The following is an 18415-nucleotide window of genomic DNA, read 5'->3' on the forward strand; positions in this document are numbered from 1 at the left end:
CACGACGCGAGGGCGTCAGACCGGGTCGGGGCCCTCCTCGGCCCAGCGCCGCTTGTCCTCCTCGATCCGTCGGCCCAGCACGAACGCGCTGACCCAGAGCAGCGCGAACATGCCGCCCACGAAGAACATCGCCGGCACCAGGAAGCCGAGCGCGACCGACGCCACCTGGATGAGGTGCCCGACGGTGTAGCCCCACGGCCGGCGCAGCATGCCCGCGGTGAGGATGCACAGCACCGCCAGGCCGAGCCCGAGCGGGAGCGCGGTGGAGGCCGGCACGTCCTCGACGGTGATCATGACCGGGGTGCTCAGACCGAGGAGGATCGCCTCGAACGTGAGCATCGCGGCGCACATGCCCCTCATGCGGCACCGCCGGCCGGCCCGCCGCCGAGCAGGATGCGCGCCTCGCCGGCCGTCACGACGGACCCGATCACGAGCACGCCACCGCTGCCGATCGCTTCCTCCATGCCCTCGCCGGTCTCGGCCATGGCGATCGCCCGCACCAGGGCGTCGTCGAGGCTGCGCACGACCGTCACGCGGTCCTCGCCGAACACCTCCTCGGCCAGCTCGCCGAGCTCCTCGGCGCGCATCGAGCGGTCGAGGCTGTTCTGCGTGCACACGACGTGCGCCAGCACGGGCTCCAGCTCGCGCAGCATCTCCTCGACGTCCTTGTCGGCCATGGCGCCGACGACGCCGACGAGCGGGCTGAACGTGAACGCGTCCTGCACCGTCTCGACCGCCGCCCGCACGCCGTGCGGGTTGTGGGCGGAGTCGACGAGCACCGTGGGGCTGCGGCGCAGGACCTCGAGGCGACCGGGCGACGTGACCTCGCCGAACGCGGCGCGCACGAGGTCGCCGTCGAGCTCGGCGTCGACGAACGCCTCCACCGTCGCGAGCGCCACGGCGGCGTTCTGCGCCTGGTGGGCACCGTGCAGCCGCAGGAGCACGTCGTCGTAGCGCGCGTTGAGGCCCTGCAGCGCGACCTGCTGCCCACCGACGGCGTTGAGCCGCTCGACGACGCCGAAGTCGACGCCCTCGCGCAGCACCGTGGCGCCGACCTCGAGGCTGCGGCGCACGAGCACGTCGAGCACGTCGGGCTCCTGCGCGGCGAGCACCGCGTGCGAGCCGGCCTTGATGATGCCCGACTTCTCGACGGCTACCTCGGCGGCGGTGTCGCCGAGGTAGCGAGCGTGGTCGACGGCCACCGGGGTGACCACGGCGACCTTGCCGTGCGCGACGTTGGTCGCGTCCCACGAGCCGCCCATGCCGACCTCGACGACGGCGGCGTCGACCGGTGCGTCGGCGAACGCAGCGAACGCCATCGCGACGGTCAGCTCGAAGAACGAGACCGGGTGCGGCTGGCTGTCGTCGACGACCTGCGCGTACGCCGCGACGTCGGCGAACGCCTCGACGAACTGCTCCTCGGTGAGCGGCTCGCCGTCGAGGCTGATCCGCTCGGTCATGCTCTGCAGGTGCGGGCTGGTGAAGCGGCCGGTGCGCAGGTCGAGCGCCCGCAGCAGCGCGTCGACCATGCGCGCGGTCGAGGACTTGCCGTTGGTGCCGGTGAGGTGCACGACCGGGTAGGCGTCCTGCGGGTCGCCGAGCAGGCGGCACAGCGCGGTGATGCGCTCGAGCGACGGCTCGAGCCTGGTCTCGGGCCAGCGGCCCAGCAGGGCCGCCTCGACCTCGGCGTAGGTGGGGTTGCTCATCGCCCCCAGTATCCCAGGCCCGGCCCCGCGACCGCCGGTCGGAGCGTCGGTGGCCGCACCGGGGTCGTCCCAGGGGTTCCACCCATTCCCCGGGACCCCGACCCTGCGCCATGCTGGTGCGGCTGCGACGCGGGTCGCGGCCGTCACCCGAGGAGAGACCGGATGAGCCGCCAGGCCAGCAGCTGGATCGTGCACCGCTTCGGCACGTGGGGTGCGCTCGTCGTCCTCCTCGTGCTGCTCGGGGGCCTCGGGTCGTTCGGGTCGAGGCTGGGTGAGGTGCAGCGCAACGACGCGGCGTCGTTCCTGCCGGGCGGCGCGGAGTCGACCCGCGTGATCGACCAGGCCTCCACCTTCGCCGACCCCGACGTCGTGCCCGCCGTCGTGCTGCTCGTGCGCGACGGCGGCGCACGCCCCGACGACGTCCAGCGCCTGGCCGCCCTGAAGGAACGGCTCGCGAGCCTGCCGGGCGTGACCGGCGACGTCATCGGACCGATCCCGTCGCAGGACCGCGAGGCCGCCCAGCTCGTCGTCAACCTGCGCGTCGACCCCGACGAGGGCTTCGAGCAGCTGCCCGACACCGTCGACGAGCTGCGCGACGTCGCGGCGCAGGACGCCGGCGGTGCCGACGTGTACGTGGCCGGACCCGCCGCGCTGGCCGCGGACCAGGCGCAGGCGTTCGCCGGCATCGACGGCATCCTGCTCATCGCCGCGATCTCGGTGGTCGTCGTCATGCTGCTGCTCACCTACCGCAGCCCCGTCCTGTGGATCATCCCCCTGTTCTGCGGGGTGCTGAGCGTGTTCGCCGCGCAGGGCGTGGTGTACCTGCTCGCCAAGTACGCCGACCTGACCGTCAACGGGCAGAGCGCGGGCATCCTCTCGGTGCTCGTGCTCGGCGCCGGCATCGACTACGCGCTCCTGATCGTGGCCCGCTACCGCGAGGAGCTGCGCAACACCGAGGACCGGCACGCGGCGATGGCGCACGCCCTGCACCGGGCCGCCCCCGCCGTGCTGGCCAGCGGGTCCACCGTCGTGGTCGGCCTGCTGTGCCTGCTGCTCGCCCAGATGCAGGCCACCGCGGGCCTCGGCCCGGTCGCCGCGGCGGGCATCGTCGTCGCCCTGCTCACGATGCTCGTGCTGCTGCCCGCCCTCCTCGTCGTGTGCGGACGCTGGGTCTTCTGGCCCTTCGTCCCCCGGTTCGGCGACCCGCAGCCCGCCGAGGACGGGGTCTGGGGCCGGGTGGGTCGACGCATCGCCCGACGCCCGCGCGCCGTCTGGGCCGTGACCACCCTGCTGCTCGCCGGCTTCACCGTCGGCCTCGTGCAGCTCGACGCGAACGGCCTGTCCGACGCGGAGCAGTTCACGACCGAGCAGCCGTCGATCGTCGCCGAGGGGAAGCTCGCCGAGCACTTCCCCGGCGGCGCTGGCGCACCGGTGCAGGTCGTGGTCGACGCCGCACACGTCGACGACGCCGCCTCGACGCTGCAGGGCGTGCAGGGCATCGCCCCGGACTCGGTCTCGGAGCCCGTGGTCCGCGGCGACGTCGGCTACGTGGAGGGAACCCTCGAGGCCGCCCCCGACTCCCGGGCCGCGTTCGACACCGTCGACCGGGCCCGTGCCGCCCTCGCCGACGTGCCGGGCGACCCGCTCGTCGGCGGGACCACCGCCATCAACCACGACGTGCAGCAGGCGTCGGCCGCCGACACCCGGCTGATCATCCCGGTGGTGCTGCTCGCCGTCCTGCTGATCCTCGGCGTGCTGCTGCGGTCGGTGATGGCACCGCTCGTGCTGCTCGTGACCGTCGTGCTGTCCTTCGGCGCCGCGCTCGGCATCAGTGCGCTGGTGTTCCGGCACGTGCTGGGCTTCGGCGGCACCGACTCCTCGTTCCCGCTCTACGCGTTCGTGTTCCTTGTGGCGCTGGGCATCGACTACAACATCTTCCTGATGACCCGGGTGCGCGAGGAGTCACTCGTGCACGGCACCCGGCGGGGTGCGCTGATCGGCCTCGCCGCGACGGGCGGGGTGATCACGTCGGCCGGGCTGGTGCTCGCCGGCACGTTCGCCGCGCTCGGCTCCCTGCCCATCGTGTTCCTCGCCGAGCTGGGCTTCGCGGTCGCGCTCGGCGTCCTGCTGGACACGCTCGTCGTGCGGTCGGTGCTGGTCACGGCGCTCACCCTCGACCTCGGGCGCTGGATGTGGTGGCCGAGCGCGCTGTTTCGCACCGACGGCGGCCACGCGTCGTCGACCGGTCACCCGGTGGCGCACCACGCCGCCGACGCGGCCCACCCGGCCGACCACGTCGCCGGGCACCACGCGCCCGACCACCGGGATTAGTCGGCACGCGGTCCGGGGAGCAGACTCGACCCATGGAGCACGGGCAGGAGCTCGCCGAGGAGTACCGCGAGTTCGCGGCGCAGGCGGCCGACTCGGCCACCTTCATGGCGTGGTCGGCCGCGGTCGCCGACGACGCCGAGGTGCTCGACTGGCTCGCCACGCTGCCGCGCGCCAAGCAGCAGCCGAACCTGGTGCTCGCCGCCGCACGCCTGCACGGGGTCCCGGCACCCGGCCCGTACGCGGCCCTGCGCGAGGCGCTCCTCGCCGACGGATCCGACGGACCGATCCGCGCGACCGTGCTGGAACGGTCGACGCAGACCAACGAGGTCGGCCGGCTCGCGACGCTCGCCCCTGCGTTCGCGATCGTGGCGGCACAGCACGACGACGCCCCGTTGTCGCTCCTGGAGGTCGGGGCGAGCGCCGGCCTGTGCCTCTACCCCGACCGCTACACGTACCGCTGGCGCACGGAAGGCGGCGACGTCGTCGTCGGCACGGGTCCTGGGCTCGCCTGCGACGTCACGGGTCCGGCGCCTCTCCCCCAGCGTGTCCCCCGCGTCGCCGCACGTCGCGGGATCGATCTGAACCCGCTCGACGTCACCTCGCCGGACGACGTGGCGTGGCTCGAGACGCTCGTCTGGCCCGAGCACGACGACCGACGCGCCCGGCTCCGCGCCGCGCTCGAGGTCGCACGGGCGGACCCTCCGCACGTCGTCGCGGGCGACCTGCTCACCGAGCTGCCGCAGCTGGTCGAGGAGGCCGCGGCCGACGGCCCGGTCGTCGTGCTCCACAGCGCCGTGATCGCCTACCTCGACGACCACCAGCGCGTCGCGTTCGACGAGCTGGCTCGCGGCCTGGTCGCCGACGGCGCCTGCCACTGGGTGAGCAACGAGTCCTCACGTGTGCTCCCGTCGATCACCGCGACCGCCTCCTCCCCCGGTCCCGAGCGCCACGCCTTCGTGCTGGGCCTGGACGGGCAGGCCGTCGCTGGGGCCCACGGGCACGGACGCACGCTGCACTGGCTCGCCTGACCCCACCTGCCCCCACCTGACCTGGAGGCTTCACTCGGATCGAGAACCCCACTACGCTCCTGCCCATGAGCGAACCGGGGGGACGCGAGCCGTTCTGGGACGTGGTGCGTCGACGCCACCCCGACGTCGACGTCGTGCTGCTGCCGCCCGCCGAGGCCACGGCGCCTCCCGGGTCGGACCGGGACCCGGTCTCGGTCGAGACGGCACAGGAGCTGGCCGCCCGGCTCGACCAGGAGTTCGCGTCGGTGTGGGAGCTCCTCCTCGGTGGTCCGCCGGAGCCGTCACCCGTGCGCTGGACCAGCAGCCCGGTGCCAGGCACCGCGCGACCCGTCCGCTCCCAGCGCAGCCGGGACGAGCGGGGCGAGGACCTCGTCGGCACGAGCCGCGCCGTCCTCACCGACCTGGGCTGGACCACCTCCGAGCCCCAGGCCGGCCTGCCGCTGCTCGTCGCCGAGCGCGACGACCGCGACCTCCGGCTCACGGTGCACGACGGCGCCGTCCTCCTCGAGGTGCACGGCCCTGCGGTCCCGGTACGCCCGAGGACGCTCCGGGCACTGCGGGCGGAGGCCCGGTCGTGAGCGGCGCCTGGTCCGTCCAGCCCGGCTCCCTCATGCGCGCCTCCACCGACTGGCGTGACCGTGCCGACGCGCTGGAGGGCACCGCGAAGCGGCTGCGCCTGGCCGACCAGTCCGGCTTCCCGCCCTCCGTCGAGGGCGCCGCCGCCGCCTTCGTGAGGGAGTGGGCCACGATGGTCGACGACCTGGCCGAGACCGCCCGCGACTTCGAGGACAGGATGATGGAGGCGCACGGGGCCTACGTCGAGTCCGACGTCCGCAGCCAGGAGTCCTTCCAGGAGTGGCTGCTGCAGATGGGCGGGGGCGAGCGATGAGCACGGTCACGATCACGATCCCCGCCGCTCCCGTGGCGGTGGCCCCCGTGCCCGGCGACGCCGCCGCGCTCCGCGACTTCGCCGCGGACCTGCTCACCGTCTCCTCCGGTCTCGACGACCTCGCCACCTTCGCCGGTGACGTGCTGAGCGGGGAGCACTGGGAGGGCGAGGCCGCGGAGGCGTACCGGCGGGCCGCCGTCGGCACCGCCGACGACGCCGACGACCGCTCGCTCGTGCTGCGCAAGGTCAGCGGCCAGGTCGAGGACTACGCCACCGGACTCGCCGACCGCAAGCGTCGGCGCGACGGCCTCGTGGAGCGTCGGTCCACGCTCCTCTCGCGCCGCGAGGACCTCACGGCCGACGTCCGCGCCGCCGTCGACGTGAGCGACGAGGCGATCCAGACGCTCCAGCAGCGTGCCGAGCAGCTGCGGCTCGACGTCGAGGCGTTCGACCGCGACCACGCCGACCTCCAGCAGGACTGCCGCACCGCCGACGAGCAGATCGCGCAGAAGCTGCAGGCCGTCGACTCCTCGGCCGAGGTGACCCGCGCCGCCGTCGGCCTCGTCGACCCCGCCGACGCGCTCCTGGACCGCCCCGGGGCCCCGGGCACGGACGGCGCGACCCCCGCCAGCGTGCACGACTGGTGGACCTCGCTCGACGCGTCCCAGCAGCAGGCACTCATCGCCGCGCACCCGCAGATCATCGGCAACACCGACGGCATCCCCACCGCCGCGCGCGACGAGGCGAACCGGATCTCGCTCGCGCTCGACCTCGACCGGCTGGAGACCCGCGAGGACGACGGCGGGTCCCTGACCTTCGCCGAACGACGGCACCTCGAGCGGGCCCAGGCGGCCCAGACCGCGCTCGACGACGTGGCGGCCCGCAGGGACCCCGTGACGAACGAGCCGCTCGAGGGCTTCCTGAGCCTCTACGACCCCACGGCGTTCGGCGGGGACGGCGCCGTGGCCGTCTCGGTCGGCAACCCCGACACCGCCCAGAACGTGTCGGTGTCGGTGCCCGGCATGCTCAACGACGGCGCCTCCATCGAGGGTGGCACCGAGAGCGTGGGCAACCTCTACGCCACCGCGCGCCTGGCGAACCCCGGCCAGTCCGTGGCCTCCACGATGTGGATCGGGTACGACGCGCCCTCGAACTTCGGCGTGCACGGGCTCGACACCCTCCAGGTGATCGACGAGGGCCTCGCCGACGCCGGTGGCGAGCGCCTAGCGGACTTCCTGGACGGGATGCGCGAGGTACGCGACGAGGACGTCCACGGCCGCGCCCACCTGACGGTGATCGGCCACAGCTACGGGTCCACCACGGTCGGCAACGCCGCCACCGACCACGGGATCCCCGCCGATGACGTCGTGCTCATCGGCAGCCCCGGTGCGGGCCACGCCGCCGACCACGCCACCGACCTCGGTCTGCCGGCCGCCCACGTCTGGGCCGGGTCGGCCAGCGAGGACGCCGTCAGCCACCTCGCCCGCAACGGCTGGGTCGGGACGGGCCTCGGGCTCGACCCCACCGACGAGGACTTCGGGGCCCAGCGCTTCCAGGCCGAGAACGTCGCTCGCGGGACCCACGACTGGATCTGGGACCACAACCAGTACTACCAACCGAACACGGAGTCGCTCTACAACATGGGCCAGATCGTCGCCGGCAACGACGACGCCGTGCTGGACGCCGAGCACCGTCACGACCCGTGGTACGGGCCGATGCAGGACCCCGAGGAAGATCGACAGCCCGCGCGCCGCGACACCGGGTTCGAGCCGTGAGCCGCGCCATGAGAGGGATGATCGCGATGGGTCTCCTGGCCCTGCTGCTCTCCGCCTGCGGAGGCGGTGACGACGACGTGCCCGAGGGTCGCGAGGGGTTGAGCGTGATCAAGACCCGCGCCGACCGTGGCCTCGCCGAGGCCACCGACGCGGTGGGCGCGGTGGTCCGCGCCGAGCCCCGCGACGTCCGAGGCGCCTACGTCCAGGCCGGGTCCTCCGGCAGCACCCTCCTCTACGCCTACGAGGCCCAGGCGACCTTTCGCACGCAGCAGCCGGTCGACCCCGAGGAGGTCCGCACGACCCTCGTCGACCTCGGCCTCGAGACGTCGGAGGTGCTGGACGGACTCGACGGAGGACGCAGCATCACCGCGAGCGCCGACGACCACGTGGTGTCCGTCGACCTCGACGCCGGGCGGACGCGACTCACCCTGACGTCGCAGACCTCCGGAGCGGAGCTCCAGGCCTCCACCCTCTCCACCGAGGAGAAGGCGGACCTCCGCGAGCCCAAGCCGCTCTCCCTCGACCTCGACTGAACCGCGACGGCCCGGCACCCCCGCGCACCCGTCCGCCGCCCACGGCCCGGCGCCCCGCGCACCCCTTCGCCGCCCACGGCCCGGCACCCCCGCCGGGGCACCTCCTAGACTGTCCTCCCGTGACCACCGCACAGAACCGCGTCCCCGCCAAGCCCGCCCTCGAAGGTCTCGAGGAGCGCTGGAGCGGGGTATGGGCCGAGCAGGGCACGTACGCGTTCGACCGGACGAAGAGCCGCGACGAGGTGTACTCCATCGACACCCCGCCGCCCACCGTCTCGGGCTCCCTGCACGTCGGTCACGTGTTCAGCTACACCCACACCGACCTCGTCGCCCGCTACCAGCGGATGAGCGGCAAGGAGGTGTTCTACCCGATGGGCTGGGACGACAACGGCCTGCCCACCGAGCGTCGGGTGCAGAACTACTACGGCGTGCGCTGCGACCCGTCACTGCCCTACGACGCCGACTTCACCCCGCCCGCCAAGCCCGACACGGGTTCGAAGAGCGGGGGGAAGCAGGTGCCGATCAGCCGGCGCAACTTCATCGAGCTGTGCAACGAGCTCGTGGTCGAGGACGAGAAGGTCTTCGAGAGGCTGTGGCGCACCCTCGGCCTGTCGGTCGACTGGAGCCAGACGTACACCACCATCGGCGCCGACGCGCAGGCCACGAGCCAGCGCGCGTTCCTGCGCAACGTCGGCCGCGGCGAGGCGTACATGCAGGACGCCCCCACGCTCTGGGACGTCACCTTCCAGACCGCGGTGGCGCAGGCCGAGCTCGAGGCGCGCGACTACCCCGGCGCCTACCACCGGGTCGCCTACCACCTGCCCGACGGCAGCACGGTGCACGTCGAGACGACGCGCCCCGAGCTGACGCCCGCCGCCGTCGCGCTCATCGCCCACCCCGACGACGAGCGGTACTCCCACCTCTTCGGCGGCACCGCCACGTCGCCGCTGTTCGGCGTCGAGGTGCCCATCCACTCCAGCACGCTCGCCGACCCCGAGAAGGGCTCCGGCATCGTGCACTGCTGCACGTTCGGCGACCTGACCGACGTGCAGTGGTGGCGTGAGCTGCAGCTGCCCAACCGCACCGTGATCGGCCGCGACGGCCGCGTGCTGCGCGACGTGCCCGAGTGGATCGCGGGCGGCCCGGGCGAGCAGCTGTGGGCCGAGCTGGCCGGCAAGACGACGTTCAGCGCGCGCGAGGCGATCGTGCAGGCGCTGCGCGACAGCGGCGACCTCGACGGCGAGCCCCAGCCGACGCAGCGCGTCGCCAACTTCTACGAGCGTGGCGAGAAGCCGCTCGAGATCGTCTCCACGCGCCAGTGGTACGTCAAGAACGGCGGCCGCGACGCCGATCTGCGCGCGGCGCTCGTCGCTCGCGGCGACGAGATCCACTGGACTCCCGGCTACATGCAGAGCCGGTACACCAACTGGATCGAGGGTCTGAACGGCGACTGGCTGATCAGCCGCCAGCGCTTCTTCGGCATCCCGTTCCCGGTCTGGTACCGCCTCGACGCCGAGGGCCAGCCCGACTACGACGAGCCGATCTTCGCCGCCGAGGACACGCTGCCGGTCGACCCCGCGTCGCAGGCCCCGCCCGGCTTCGAGGAGTCCCAGCGCGGCCAGGCCGGCGGCTTCGTCGCCGACCCCGACGTGCTCGACACCTGGGCCACGTCGTCGCTGACCCCGCAGATCGTGTGCGGCTGGGAGCGCGACGCCGACCTCTTCGAGCGCACGTTCCCGATGGACCTGCGCCCGCAGGGTCACGACATCATCCGCACCTGGCTGTTCTCGACCGTCGTGCGCTCGCACCAGGAGTTCGGGCAGGTCCCGTGGAGCCACACGGCGCTGTCGGGCTTCGTGGTCGACCCCGACCGCAAGAAGATGAGCAAGTCCAAGGGCAACGTCGTCGTGCCCGACGAGATCCTCGACAAGTACGGCGCCGACGCCGTGCGCTGGCGCGCCGCCCTGGCACGTCCCGGCTCGGACTCCCCCTTCGACGAGACGCAGATGAAGGTCGGACGTCGCCTGGCGATGAAGGTGCTGAACGCGAGCAAGTTCGTGCTCGCGGCCCCCGAGGACTACGGTCTCGGCGCGACCGCCGCCGACCTCGACCTCGCCCGCGTGACCGAGCCGCTCGACCGGTCGGTCCTCGCTGCGCTCGGCCGGGTCGTCGAGCAGGCGACCGCTCACTTCGAGGCGTACGACTACTCGTCGGCGCTGGAGGTCACGGAGAAGTTCTTCTGGGACTTCTGCGACGACTACCTCGAGCTCGTCAAGGAACGCGCGCGCCGCGACGACGAGGGCGGGACGTCGGCGAAGGCCACGTTCGTGCTCGCGCTGTCGACCCAGCTGCGCCTGCTCGCGCCGTTCCTGCCGTACGTGACCGAGGAGGTCTGGAGCTGGTGGCAGGAGGGCTCGGTGCACCGTGCGGCGTGGCCGAGCGTCGACGACGTCGCCGTCGACGGTGACGTCGCCCTGCTGCCGACCGCCGCCGAGGCGCTCGCGGGCATCCGTGGCGCGAAGTCGGTGGCCAAGGTGAGCCAGCGCACCGAGGTGTCGGCAGTGACCGTCCGCGGACCGCAGACGTCGCTCGACCGCCTCCTGCTGGCCGTCGACGACGTGCGGGCCGCAGGTCGCGTGACCGGTGAGCTGACGACGTCGGCCGACGACTCGACCACCGAGCTCGTCACCGACGCCACCCTCGCCCCCACCGAGTAGCCCCTTCCCCTCGCGCACGTTTACGTGGGGCCCCACGCAAGCACGCACTTCTGGCGCATGTTTGCGTGGGGGCGAGCCGGTTTACGTGGGGCCCCACGTGAACGTGCACCTACGGCGCATGTTTGCGTGGGGGCGAGCTCGTTTGCGTGGGGCCCCACGCAAACGAGCAGAGTCCGCGCGCTCGGTCAGGCGGTCTCGAGGGTCTCGAAGCGGATGCCGGCGGCCTGGAGGCGCTCGATGAGCGGGCGGCCCATGGCGACGGCGGTGGTGGTCTGGCCGGCGACCTTCGGCACGTCGTCGAACGCGAGGCACAGCGCCGACTCGCTGAGCATCTTCGCCGTCTCGTCGTAGCCCGGGTCGCCGCCGCTCACCTGCGTGACGACCCGCTTGCCGCCGCCCTCACCGACCAGGCGGAGCGAGAACCACGACGACGCGCGCTTCTCCGGGCTGGGACCGTCGCCCTGCGCGCGCAGCTTCAGCAGCGCCTTGCGGGTCGGCGCGAGCTGCGAGCCCGCGAGCAGGACGCCCGCCCCGACCACGGTGCCGGCGAGGACGGGGAGCTTCGTGAACTGGGCGAAGTGGGAGTACGTGAACTGCGGGCCGTAGCGCTCGAGGGCGCGCGCCGAGCGCAGCACGACCTGCGGGTCGATGGTCGGGAGCGGGAGCGCCCAGCCCTTACCGCCGGCGCCTCGCCCGATCGAGCCGCCGCCGCGGACCGAGCGGCCCTGCGGACGCTGCTCGCGCTGCTTGCGCTCCTTGGCCGTGGCGGCCGACTGGCGCAGCCGCGAGAACGCGCCGATGGCCGAGTGGTACGTGCCGCCCGACGCCGTCCCCCCGGCGCGGATGTAGCCCTTCACGTCGATCGGGACGCCCTCCGGCAGCTGCTCGACGGTGTACAGCACGCCGAGGTCGTAGGGGATCGAGTCGAAGCCGCACGCGTGCACGAGCGTCGCGCCGGTGCGCAGCGCGGTCTCCTGGTGCTCCAACCAGGTGCGATCCACGAACTCGGGCTCGCCGGTCAGGTCGACGTAGGCGATGCCGGCCTCCGCGGCCGCCCTGACGGCCGGGTCGCCGTGCTGGACGTACGGACCGACGGTCGAGATGAGCACGCGCGTGCCCTCGGCCATCGCCCGCATCGAGGCGGCGTCGGACACGTCGGCCAGCACGATCTCGGGCGCCGTGCCGCCGGCGGCCTCGACCTCGTCGACCACGTTCTGCAGCTTGGCGGCGCTGCGCCCGGCGACGGCCCACGTCCCGCCCTCGGGCAGGTGGGTGCCGAGGTAGACGGCGGTGAGCGTGCCGGTGAACCCGGTGGCCCCGAACAGGGTGATGTCGACGGTCATGTCGCGACCCTAGCGCGCACCCGTCGAGCACCCGCAGGACGGCGGACGCCCTCCCCCGGCAGCAGCCGGAGGAGGGCGTCGACGAGACCTGGTCCGCTCAGGAGGCCTTCTTGGCCACCTCGTCGCGGGTGAGGACGGTCGGGCCCTCCTCGCCGCGGACGGTCGCGCCGGTGACGACGACCTTGGCGACGTCGTCGCGCGAGGGGATGTCGTACATGACGGGCTGCAGCACGTGCTCGATGATCGAGCGCAGACCGCGGGCGCCGGTGTCGCGGGCGAGCGCGAGGTCGGCCATGGCCTCGCAGGCGTCGTCGGTGAACTCCAGCTCGACGTCGTCGAGCTCGAAGAGCCGCACGAACTGCTTGGTGAGCGCGTTGCGCGGCTCGGTGAGGATGGAGACCAGCGCCGGCTTGTCGAGCTTGTCGACCGCGGCGATGACCGGCAGACGGCCGATGAACTCGGGGATGAGGCCGAACTTCAGCAGGTCCTCCGGCAGCACCTGGGAGAACAGCTTCTCCGGGGCGGTCTCGGGCTTCTTCTCCGCGACGCCGCCGGTGTTGAACCCCAGGCCGACCTTGCCGCTGCGCTGCTCGATGATCTCCTCGAGCCCCGCGAACGCGCCACCGACGATGAACAGCACGTTGGTGGTGTCGATCTGGATGAACTCCTGGTGCGGGTGCTTGCGCCCACCCTGGGGCGGCACCGACGCGGTCGTGCCCTCGAGGATCTTCAGCAGCGCCTGCTGCACGCCCTCGCCCGACACGTCGCGGGTGATCGACGGGTTCTCGGCCTTGCGCGAGATCTTGTCGACCTCGTCGATGTAGATGATGCCCGTCTCGGCCTTCTTGACGTCGTAGTCGGCGGCCTGGATGAGCTTGAGGAGGATGTTCTCGACGTCCTCACCGACGTAGCCGGCCTCGGTGAGGGCGGTGGCGTCGGCGATGGCGAACGGGACGTTCAGCATGCGCGCGAGGGTCTGGGCGAGGTAGGTCTTGCCGCAGCCCGTGGGGCCGACCATGAGGATGTTGGACTTCGCCAGCTCGACACCGTCGTCCTTGGCGCGTCCGGTGGTGGCCTGGGCCTGCACGCGCTTGTAGTGGTTGTAGACGGCCACCGCGAGGTTCTTCTTCGCGTTGTCCTGGCCCACCACGTAGCCGTTGAGGAACTCGAAGATCTCGTGCGGCTTGGGCAGCTCGCCGAGGCTCAGCTCGGCACCCTCGGCCAGCTCCTCCTCGATGATCTCGTTGCAGAGGTCGATGCACTCGTCGCAGATGTACACGCCGGGGCCGGCGATGAGCTTCTTGACCTGCTTCTGGCTCTTGCCGCAGAACGAGCACTTCAAGAGGTCGGCGGTCTCACCGATGCGTGCCACGGGCGCGCTCCCTTCCGTCGGACGAACACTCACGACGCGGACGTCGTGTCGCCAGCCTCACACTACCGGCCGGCTCGGACCACCACCTGCGAACCGGCGACGCCACGCGCGTGTCGTGGCGTCGCCGGGTCGGTCAGACGGCGGGGGTCTTCAGCGAGTCGAAGACCTGGTCGATGATCCCGTACTCCTTGGCCTGCTCGGCCGTCAGGATCTTGTCGCGCTCGACGTCCTTGCTGACGTCCTCGGGCGTCTTGCCGGTCGCGTCGGCGATCATCTGCTCCATCAGCGAGCGCATGCGCAGGATCTCGTTGGCCTGGATCTCCAGGTCGGAGATCTGGCCGCCGGTGCCCTCGGTGTACGGCTGGTGGATGAGGATGCGGCTGTTCGGCAGCGCGTAGCGCTTGCCGGGCGTGCCGGCGGCCAGCAGGACCGCGGCGGCGGAGGCCGCCTGGCCCAGGCAGACGGTCTGCACGTCGGACTTGAGGTAGCGCATCGTGTCGTAGATGGCCGTCATCGCGGTGAACGAGCCACCCGGGCTGTTGATGTACAGCTGGATGTCGCGGTCGGCGTCCATCTGCTGCAGGCAGAGCAGCTGCGCCATGACCGCGTTGGCCACGTCGTCGCTGATCGGCGTGCCGACGAAGATGATGCGGTCCTCGAACAGCTTCGCGTAGGGGTCGATGCGCCGGAACCCGTAGGACGTGCGCTCTTCCCACTGGGGGATGTAGTAGCTCATCGTGCAACCTCTCCGGCGCTCTTGATGACCTGGTCGATGAAGCCGTAGTCCTTCGCCTGGTCGGGCGTGAACCAGCGGTCGCGGTCGGCGTCGGCCTCGATCTGCTCGATCGACTGGCCGGTGTGCAGCGACTGGAGCTCGTTGAGCTGCTTCTTGAGCAGGATGGACTGCTGCGCCTGGATCTTGATGTCCGACGCGGAGCCGCCGATGCCGCCCGAGGGCTGGTGCATCATGATGCGCGCGTGCGGCAGCGCGTAGCGCTTGCCCGGCGCGCCGGCGGCCAGCAGGAACTGCCCCATCGACGCGGCGAGGCCCATGGCCACGGTGGCGACGTCGTTGGAGATGAACTGCATGGTGTCGTAGATGGCCATGCCGGAGTCGACCGAGCCGCCGGGGCTGTTGATGTACAGGAAGATGTCGGCGTTCGGGTCCTCCGCGTTGAGCAGGAGCATCTGTGCGCAGATCGCGTTGGAGTTGGAGTCGCGCACCTCCGACCCGAGGAAGATGATCCGCTCGCGCAGCAGGCGCTGGTAGATGTGGCCGTCGAGGTCGGAGGGCCCGACGTCGGTGCCGGCCATCATGCGCAGGCCCGACGCGTCCGGACCCGGACCGTGCTGGGTGCTGACGTCTGGTGTGTTCACGTTCTCGACCCTAGAGGGCGAAGGGGCGCGAGACACGCGCGAACACGCCCTGTTCGCTGACAGCGTGACACGCCTCGCGCCCCGACCCGGTCAGTCCGACGTGCCCACGACGGTCTGGTCCCAGTCCATGACCGAGCCCGTGACGACCCCGCTCGCGTCGCTCAGCAGCAGCACGACGATGCCCGCCGCGTCCTCGGGCGTCGCGAGCCGCCCGGCAGGCAGGCGCTTGGCTGCTTGCTCCCGCCAGTCGTCGCCGGCGTCGTGGAAGCGACGCTGGATGACGTCCTCGCCGTCGGAGTCGGTCCAGCCGATGTTCACGCCGTTCACGCGCACGCGGTCGAACCGGTGGGCGTAGGCGGCGTTCTTCGTCAGCCCGGCGAGCCCCGCCTTGGTGGCCGAGTACGGCGCGAGGTGGGGCTGCCCACCGTGTGCGCTCATGGTGAGCACGTTGACGACCGAGCCCGGCTCACCACGGCGGACCATGTCGCCGATCGCGGCCTGCATCAGGAAGAACGGGCCGCGCAGGTTCACCGCGACGTGCTGCTCGAACATCTCCGGCGTCGTGTCGAGCACGCTGCCGCGCTCGGTGAACCCGGCGGCGTTGACCAGTCCGTCGACCCGCCCGTGGGCGGTCACGGTGGCCTCGACGGCGGCGCGGCACGCCTCGACGTCGGCCACGTCGCAGCGCACGAACCGGGCGTCACCGAGGGCGGACAGGTCGGCGGCCGCCGCTTCGCCGACGTCGGCGCGTCGTCCGGTGACGACCACCCGGGCGCCCTCGCGGAGCGCGGCCTGGGCGATGGCGAGACCGACGCCCTGGGTGCCTCCGGAGACCAGGACGACGCGGTCGTCGAGGCTGCCCATCAGACGGCTCCGTCCGTGCGACGCCGCGCGGCGTAGGCGCCGAGCGCCTGGCCCACCTGGTCGACGTCGCGGCCCGCGGCGAGCGCCTGCTCGACGATCTCCGCCTGCGACAGCGGGGTCATGCCGTCGACCGGCTGGTCGAGGTCGAGGTTGGTCGGGAACGGGTAGCCCTCCGCGACCGACGCGACCACGCGACGCAGGGCGGCGTCGGACCAGCCGGCCGCCCGGCGCTCCAGCAGCGTCGGGTAGACCGCCGTCGTGGCACGGGCCCGGTCGACGGCCTCCATGGCACGCCCGAACGCCGACGAGACCTGCAGCAGGTTCGCGACGCGCTGCACGTCGGCCGAGACGTTGCTGCCCGCCCCGTGCAGCAGGGCCGGGTTGAAGAACACGGCGTCGCCCTTCTCCAGCGGCAGCTGCACGTGGTGGTCGGCGAAGTAGTCGCGCACGTCGTCGCGACGGTAGGCGAGGTAGCCGGGTCCGTACTTCTGCGAGTGCGGCAGGTACAGCGTCGGGCCGCTCTCGACGGGCATGTCGACGTGCGCGACCGCGCCCTGGAGCGTGAGGACGGGCGAGAGCAGGTGCACGTGCGCCGGGTACCGCGCCGCGACCTCGTCGGACAGGAAGCCGAGGTGGTAGTCGCGGTGCGGGTCCTGCGCCACCCCGCCGGGTCGGACGACGTTGACCTGCGACGTCACCTGGTAGGCGGGGCCGAGCCAGGCGGTCGAGACGAGGGCCAGGACGTCGTTGGCGTAGTAGTCGACGAAGGTGGCGGGGTCGGTGACGGCCAGCTTCTCCAGCGCGTTCCAGATGCGGTCGTTGGCGCCGGGCTTGGCGAAGTGGTCGCCCGCGGCTCCCCCGGCGGCCTTCTCCTGGGCGATGACCTCCTCGAAGGCGGCCGTGGCGCGGTCGACGACGTCGTGGTCGTCCCAGGCGCCCTTGAGCACGACGATCCCCGGTCCGTCGGTGAGGGCGTGGACGAGCTCGGCGCGCACGGCGTCCTCGCCCTCGGGCGACGCGACGGCAGCGCGCAGCGTCACCGAGGCGTAGACGACGACACCCTGCTCGACGCCGGCCGCGTGCGGGTAGTCGTCGGCGCGGGTGGGCTCGGACACGACCTCGACGAGGTCGGCGAGGCGCACGTCGTCGGGGGTGAACCGCGCACGGCGCGCGGCGCCTCGGTCGGCAGGGGCGGTGTGGTCGACGAGACTCATGCTCGGCTCCTCGGGTCGGGCGGGGCGGGTGGGTACGCCACCACGCTAGGTCCGTCCGTGGGTGCGTGGAGGGTCGAGAACCCCTCAAGAACACCTCAGGACGAGGTCGCGCGCACTAGGCTGCGCGGGTGCCCCACCGTCACAAGGTCCGCGAGATCGCGCAGCAGAGCGGGCTGAGCGAGGCCACGGTCGACCGCGTGCTGCACGGCCGCCCGGGCGTGCGCGCGGCCACCGTGGCCGAGGTGGAGCGCGCCGTCGAGGAGCTCGACCGGCAGGCGTCCCAGCTGCGGCTCGTCGGACGCACGTTCCTGCTCGACCTCGTCATGCAGGCGCCCGTCCGGTTCAGCACGGCGGTCCGCGCCGCGCTGGAGGCCGAGCTGCCGTCGCTGCGGCCCGCGGTCGTGCGCTCGCGGTTCCACCTGCGCGAGGAGGCCGGCGTCGCCGCCATGGTCGCGACCCTGCGCGACGTACGACGTCGGCGTTCCCACGGCGTCGTGCTGAAGGCGCCCGACCATCCCGACGTCGCGGCCGAGGTGGCGGCCCTGGCCGACGCGGGCGTCCCCGTGGTCACGCTGGTCACCGACGTGCCGCGCAGCCGCCGGCTGGCGTACGTCGGCATCGACAACGACGCCGCCGGGCGCACGGCCGCCTACCTGGTCGCGCAGGGCGCGCCGGCGTCGGGCGCGGTCCTCGTGACGCTGAGCCGCAGCGACTTCCGGGGCGAGGAGCAGCGGGTGTCGGCCTTCGTCGACGCGCTGCACGACCTCTCCCCCGCCCGTCGCGTCGTCGACCTGACGGACACCGACGGCCTCGACCCGACCACGGGCGCCGGTGTGCGGGCGGCGCTGGCCGACCACCCCGACGTCGATGCCGTCTACTCGGTGGGCGGCGGCAACCGTGCGACGCTCGAGGCGTTCGCCGACGCCGGACGCGCGCCGCGGGTCTTCGTCGCGCACGACCTCGACGCCGACAACACCGAGCTGCTGCGGACGCGCCGCGTCCACTACGCCCTGCACCACGACCTGCGCGCCGACACCCGACGCGCCTGCCGCCTCCTCTTGCAGCACCACGGCGCCCTCCCCGGCGCGCCGACGTCGGTGCCGTCGCAGGTCCAGGTCGTGACGCCGTTCAACCTCCCCCGCGCCTTCACCACCCCCTGACCACGCCCAGCCCCATTGAGCGTGACCAGCCCCGCTGAGCGTGACGTTTGCGGGGCGAATCCGGTCGATCCGCCCCGCAAACGTCACGCTCAGCGGGGGTGGGGAG

16 protein-coding genes are annotated in these 18415 nt (G+C 72.6%); 8 read left to right on the top strand and 8 right to left on the bottom strand.

Features of this window, described 5'->3' with window-relative positions; all coding sequences use genetic code 11:
• Positions 1 to 15 precede the first annotated feature (15 nt).
• Positions 16 to 360, bottom strand: coding sequence for a DUF4233 domain-containing protein (locus tag Aeryth_RS12065; RefSeq protein ID WP_067859002.1), 345 nt, complete (start codon positions 358 to 360; stop codon positions 16 to 18).
• Positions 357 to 1706, bottom strand: coding sequence for a bifunctional folylpolyglutamate synthase/dihydrofolate synthase (locus Aeryth_RS12070; protein ID WP_067859005.1), 1350 nt, complete (start codon positions 1704 to 1706; stop codon positions 357 to 359). Before Aeryth_RS12070 ends, Aeryth_RS12065 begins: the two co-directional genes overlap by 4 nt.
• A gap of 162 nt (positions 1707 to 1868) precedes the next feature.
• Between Aeryth_RS12070 and Aeryth_RS12075 the strand changes: the two genes are divergently transcribed.
• The 7 genes from Aeryth_RS12075 (at position 1869) to valS (ending at position 10979) form a co-directional block, all read left to right on the top strand.
• On the top strand, positions 1869 to 4037 hold the full coding sequence (locus Aeryth_RS12075; RefSeq protein ID WP_083516425.1) for an MMPL family transporter: 2169 nt from the start codon (positions 1869 to 1871) through the stop codon (positions 4035 to 4037).
• Positions 4038 to 4069: 32 nt separating this feature from the next.
• Positions 4070 to 5065, top strand: coding sequence for a DUF2332 domain-containing protein (locus tag Aeryth_RS12080; protein ID WP_067859008.1), 996 nt, complete (start codon positions 4070 to 4072; stop codon positions 5063 to 5065).
• A gap of 65 nt (positions 5066 to 5130) precedes the next feature.
• Positions 5131 to 5643 (top strand): hypothetical protein, encoded by a 513-nt coding sequence (locus tag Aeryth_RS12085; RefSeq protein WP_067859011.1) that lies wholly within the window; start codon positions 5131 to 5133, stop codon positions 5641 to 5643.
• The gene (locus Aeryth_RS12090) at positions 5640 to 5954 is read left to right on the top strand and encodes a hypothetical protein (protein WP_067859014.1); all 315 of its coding nucleotides are present in this window, start codon (positions 5640 to 5642) and stop codon (positions 5952 to 5954) included. Before Aeryth_RS12085 ends, Aeryth_RS12090 begins: the two co-directional genes overlap by 4 nt.
• Positions 5951 to 7729 carry an alpha/beta hydrolase gene (locus Aeryth_RS12095; protein WP_067859017.1) on the top strand — a complete coding sequence of 593 codons (1779 nt, stop codon included), beginning with the start codon at positions 5951 to 5953 and terminating at the stop codon, positions 7727 to 7729. The genes Aeryth_RS12090 and Aeryth_RS12095 overlap by 4 nt, the downstream gene beginning before the upstream one ends.
• Before the next feature lie 8 nt (positions 7730 to 7737).
• Positions 7738 to 8262: a hypothetical protein gene (locus Aeryth_RS12100; protein WP_144433766.1), complete on the top strand. Its 525-nt coding sequence runs from the start codon at positions 7738 to 7740 to the stop codon at positions 8260 to 8262.
• Between the two features lie 119 nt (positions 8263 to 8381).
• The gene (valS, locus tag Aeryth_RS12105) at positions 8382 to 10979 is read left to right on the top strand and encodes a valine--tRNA ligase (protein WP_067859023.1); all 2598 of its coding nucleotides are present in this window, start codon (positions 8382 to 8384) and stop codon (positions 10977 to 10979) included.
• A gap of 185 nt (positions 10980 to 11164) precedes the next feature.
• Here valS and Aeryth_RS12110 read toward each other — a convergent pair whose 3' ends face one another.
• From Aeryth_RS12110 to Aeryth_RS12135, 6 genes are all read right to left on the bottom strand, one after another.
• Entirely contained in the window at positions 11165 to 12322 is a 1158-nt protein-coding gene (locus Aeryth_RS12110; RefSeq protein WP_067859026.1) for a saccharopine dehydrogenase family protein, read from the bottom strand.
• 97 nt (positions 12323 to 12419) lie between these two features.
• On the bottom strand, positions 12420 to 13694 hold the full coding sequence (clpX, locus tag Aeryth_RS12115) for an ATP-dependent Clp protease ATP-binding subunit ClpX (protein ID WP_067859029.1): 1275 nt from the start codon (positions 13692 to 13694) through the stop codon (positions 12420 to 12422).
• A 133-nt stretch (positions 13695 to 13827) separates the two neighbouring features.
• Positions 13828 to 14430: an ATP-dependent Clp protease proteolytic subunit gene (locus tag Aeryth_RS12120; protein ID WP_067859031.1), complete on the bottom strand. Its 603-nt coding sequence runs from the start codon at positions 14428 to 14430 to the stop codon at positions 13828 to 13830.
• Complete coding sequence (locus tag Aeryth_RS12125) at positions 14427 to 15008, bottom strand: ATP-dependent Clp protease proteolytic subunit (RefSeq protein ID WP_067861717.1); 582 nt, start codon at positions 15006 to 15008, stop codon at positions 14427 to 14429. The genes Aeryth_RS12120 and Aeryth_RS12125 overlap by 4 nt, the downstream gene beginning before the upstream one ends.
• A gap of 153 nt (positions 15009 to 15161) precedes the next feature.
• Entirely contained in the window at positions 15162 to 15935 is a 774-nt protein-coding gene (locus Aeryth_RS12130; RefSeq protein ID WP_067859034.1) for an SDR family oxidoreductase, read from the bottom strand.
• Positions 15935 to 17149, bottom strand: a complete 1215-nt coding sequence (locus Aeryth_RS12135; RefSeq protein WP_067859037.1) for a phytanoyl-CoA dioxygenase family protein — start codon at positions 17147 to 17149, stop codon at positions 15935 to 15937. The genes Aeryth_RS12130 and Aeryth_RS12135 overlap by 1 nt, the downstream gene beginning before the upstream one ends.
• A 128-nt stretch (positions 17150 to 17277) precedes the next feature.
• Here Aeryth_RS12135 and Aeryth_RS12140 point away from each other — a divergent pair, with 128 nt between their 5' ends.
• The gene (locus tag Aeryth_RS12140) at positions 17278 to 18309 is read left to right on the top strand and encodes a LacI family DNA-binding transcriptional regulator (protein ID WP_067859040.1); all 1032 of its coding nucleotides are present in this window, start codon (positions 17278 to 17280) and stop codon (positions 18307 to 18309) included.
• Positions 18310 to 18415: the final 106 nt, after the last annotated feature.

The organism is Aeromicrobium erythreum, from assembly GCF_001509405.1.
GTDB classification, from domain to species: Bacteria; Actinomycetota; Actinomycetes; order Propionibacteriales; family Nocardioidaceae; genus Aeromicrobium; species Aeromicrobium erythreum.

What these genes read in the sequence shown, in the direction of transcription:
- Aeryth_RS12065 (WP_067859002.1), bottom strand. Translation starts at nt 360, where the DNA reads ATGAGGGGCATGTGCGCCGCGATGCTCACGTTCGAGGCGATCCTCCTC.
- Aeryth_RS12070 (WP_067859005.1), bottom strand. Translation starts at nt 1,706, where the DNA reads ATGAGCAACCCCACCTACGCCGAGGTCGAGGCGGCCCTGCTGGGCCGC.
- Aeryth_RS12075 (WP_083516425.1), top strand. Translation starts at nt 1,869, where the DNA reads ATGAGCCGCCAGGCCAGCAGCTGGATCGTGCACCGCTTCGGCACGTGG.
- Aeryth_RS12080 (WP_067859008.1), top strand. Translation starts at nt 4,070, where the DNA reads ATGGAGCACGGGCAGGAGCTCGCCGAGGAGTACCGCGAGTTCGCGGCG.
- Aeryth_RS12085 (WP_067859011.1), top strand. Translation starts at nt 5,131, where the DNA reads ATGAGCGAACCGGGGGGACGCGAGCCGTTCTGGGACGTGGTGCGTCGA.
- Aeryth_RS12095 (WP_067859017.1), top strand. Translation starts at nt 5,951, where the DNA reads ATGAGCACGGTCACGATCACGATCCCCGCCGCTCCCGTGGCGGTGGCC.
- Aeryth_RS12100 (WP_144433766.1), top strand. Translation starts at nt 7,738, where the DNA reads ATGAGAGGGATGATCGCGATGGGTCTCCTGGCCCTGCTGCTCTCCGCC.
- Aeryth_RS12110 (WP_067859026.1), bottom strand. Translation starts at nt 12,322, where the DNA reads ATGACCGTCGACATCACCCTGTTCGGGGCCACCGGGTTCACCGGCACG.
- Aeryth_RS12120 (WP_067859031.1), bottom strand. Translation starts at nt 14,430, where the DNA reads ATGAGCTACTACATCCCCCAGTGGGAAGAGCGCACGTCCTACGGGTTC.
- Aeryth_RS12125 (WP_067861717.1), bottom strand. Translation starts at nt 15,008, where the DNA reads ATGGCCGGCACCGACGTCGGGCCCTCCGACCTCGACGGCCACATCTAC.
- Aeryth_RS12130 (WP_067859034.1), bottom strand. Translation starts at nt 15,935, where the DNA reads ATGGGCAGCCTCGACGACCGCGTCGTCCTGGTCTCCGGAGGCACCCAG.
- Aeryth_RS12135 (WP_067859037.1), bottom strand. Translation starts at nt 17,149, where the DNA reads ATGAGTCTCGTCGACCACACCGCCCCTGCCGACCGAGGCGCCGCGCGC.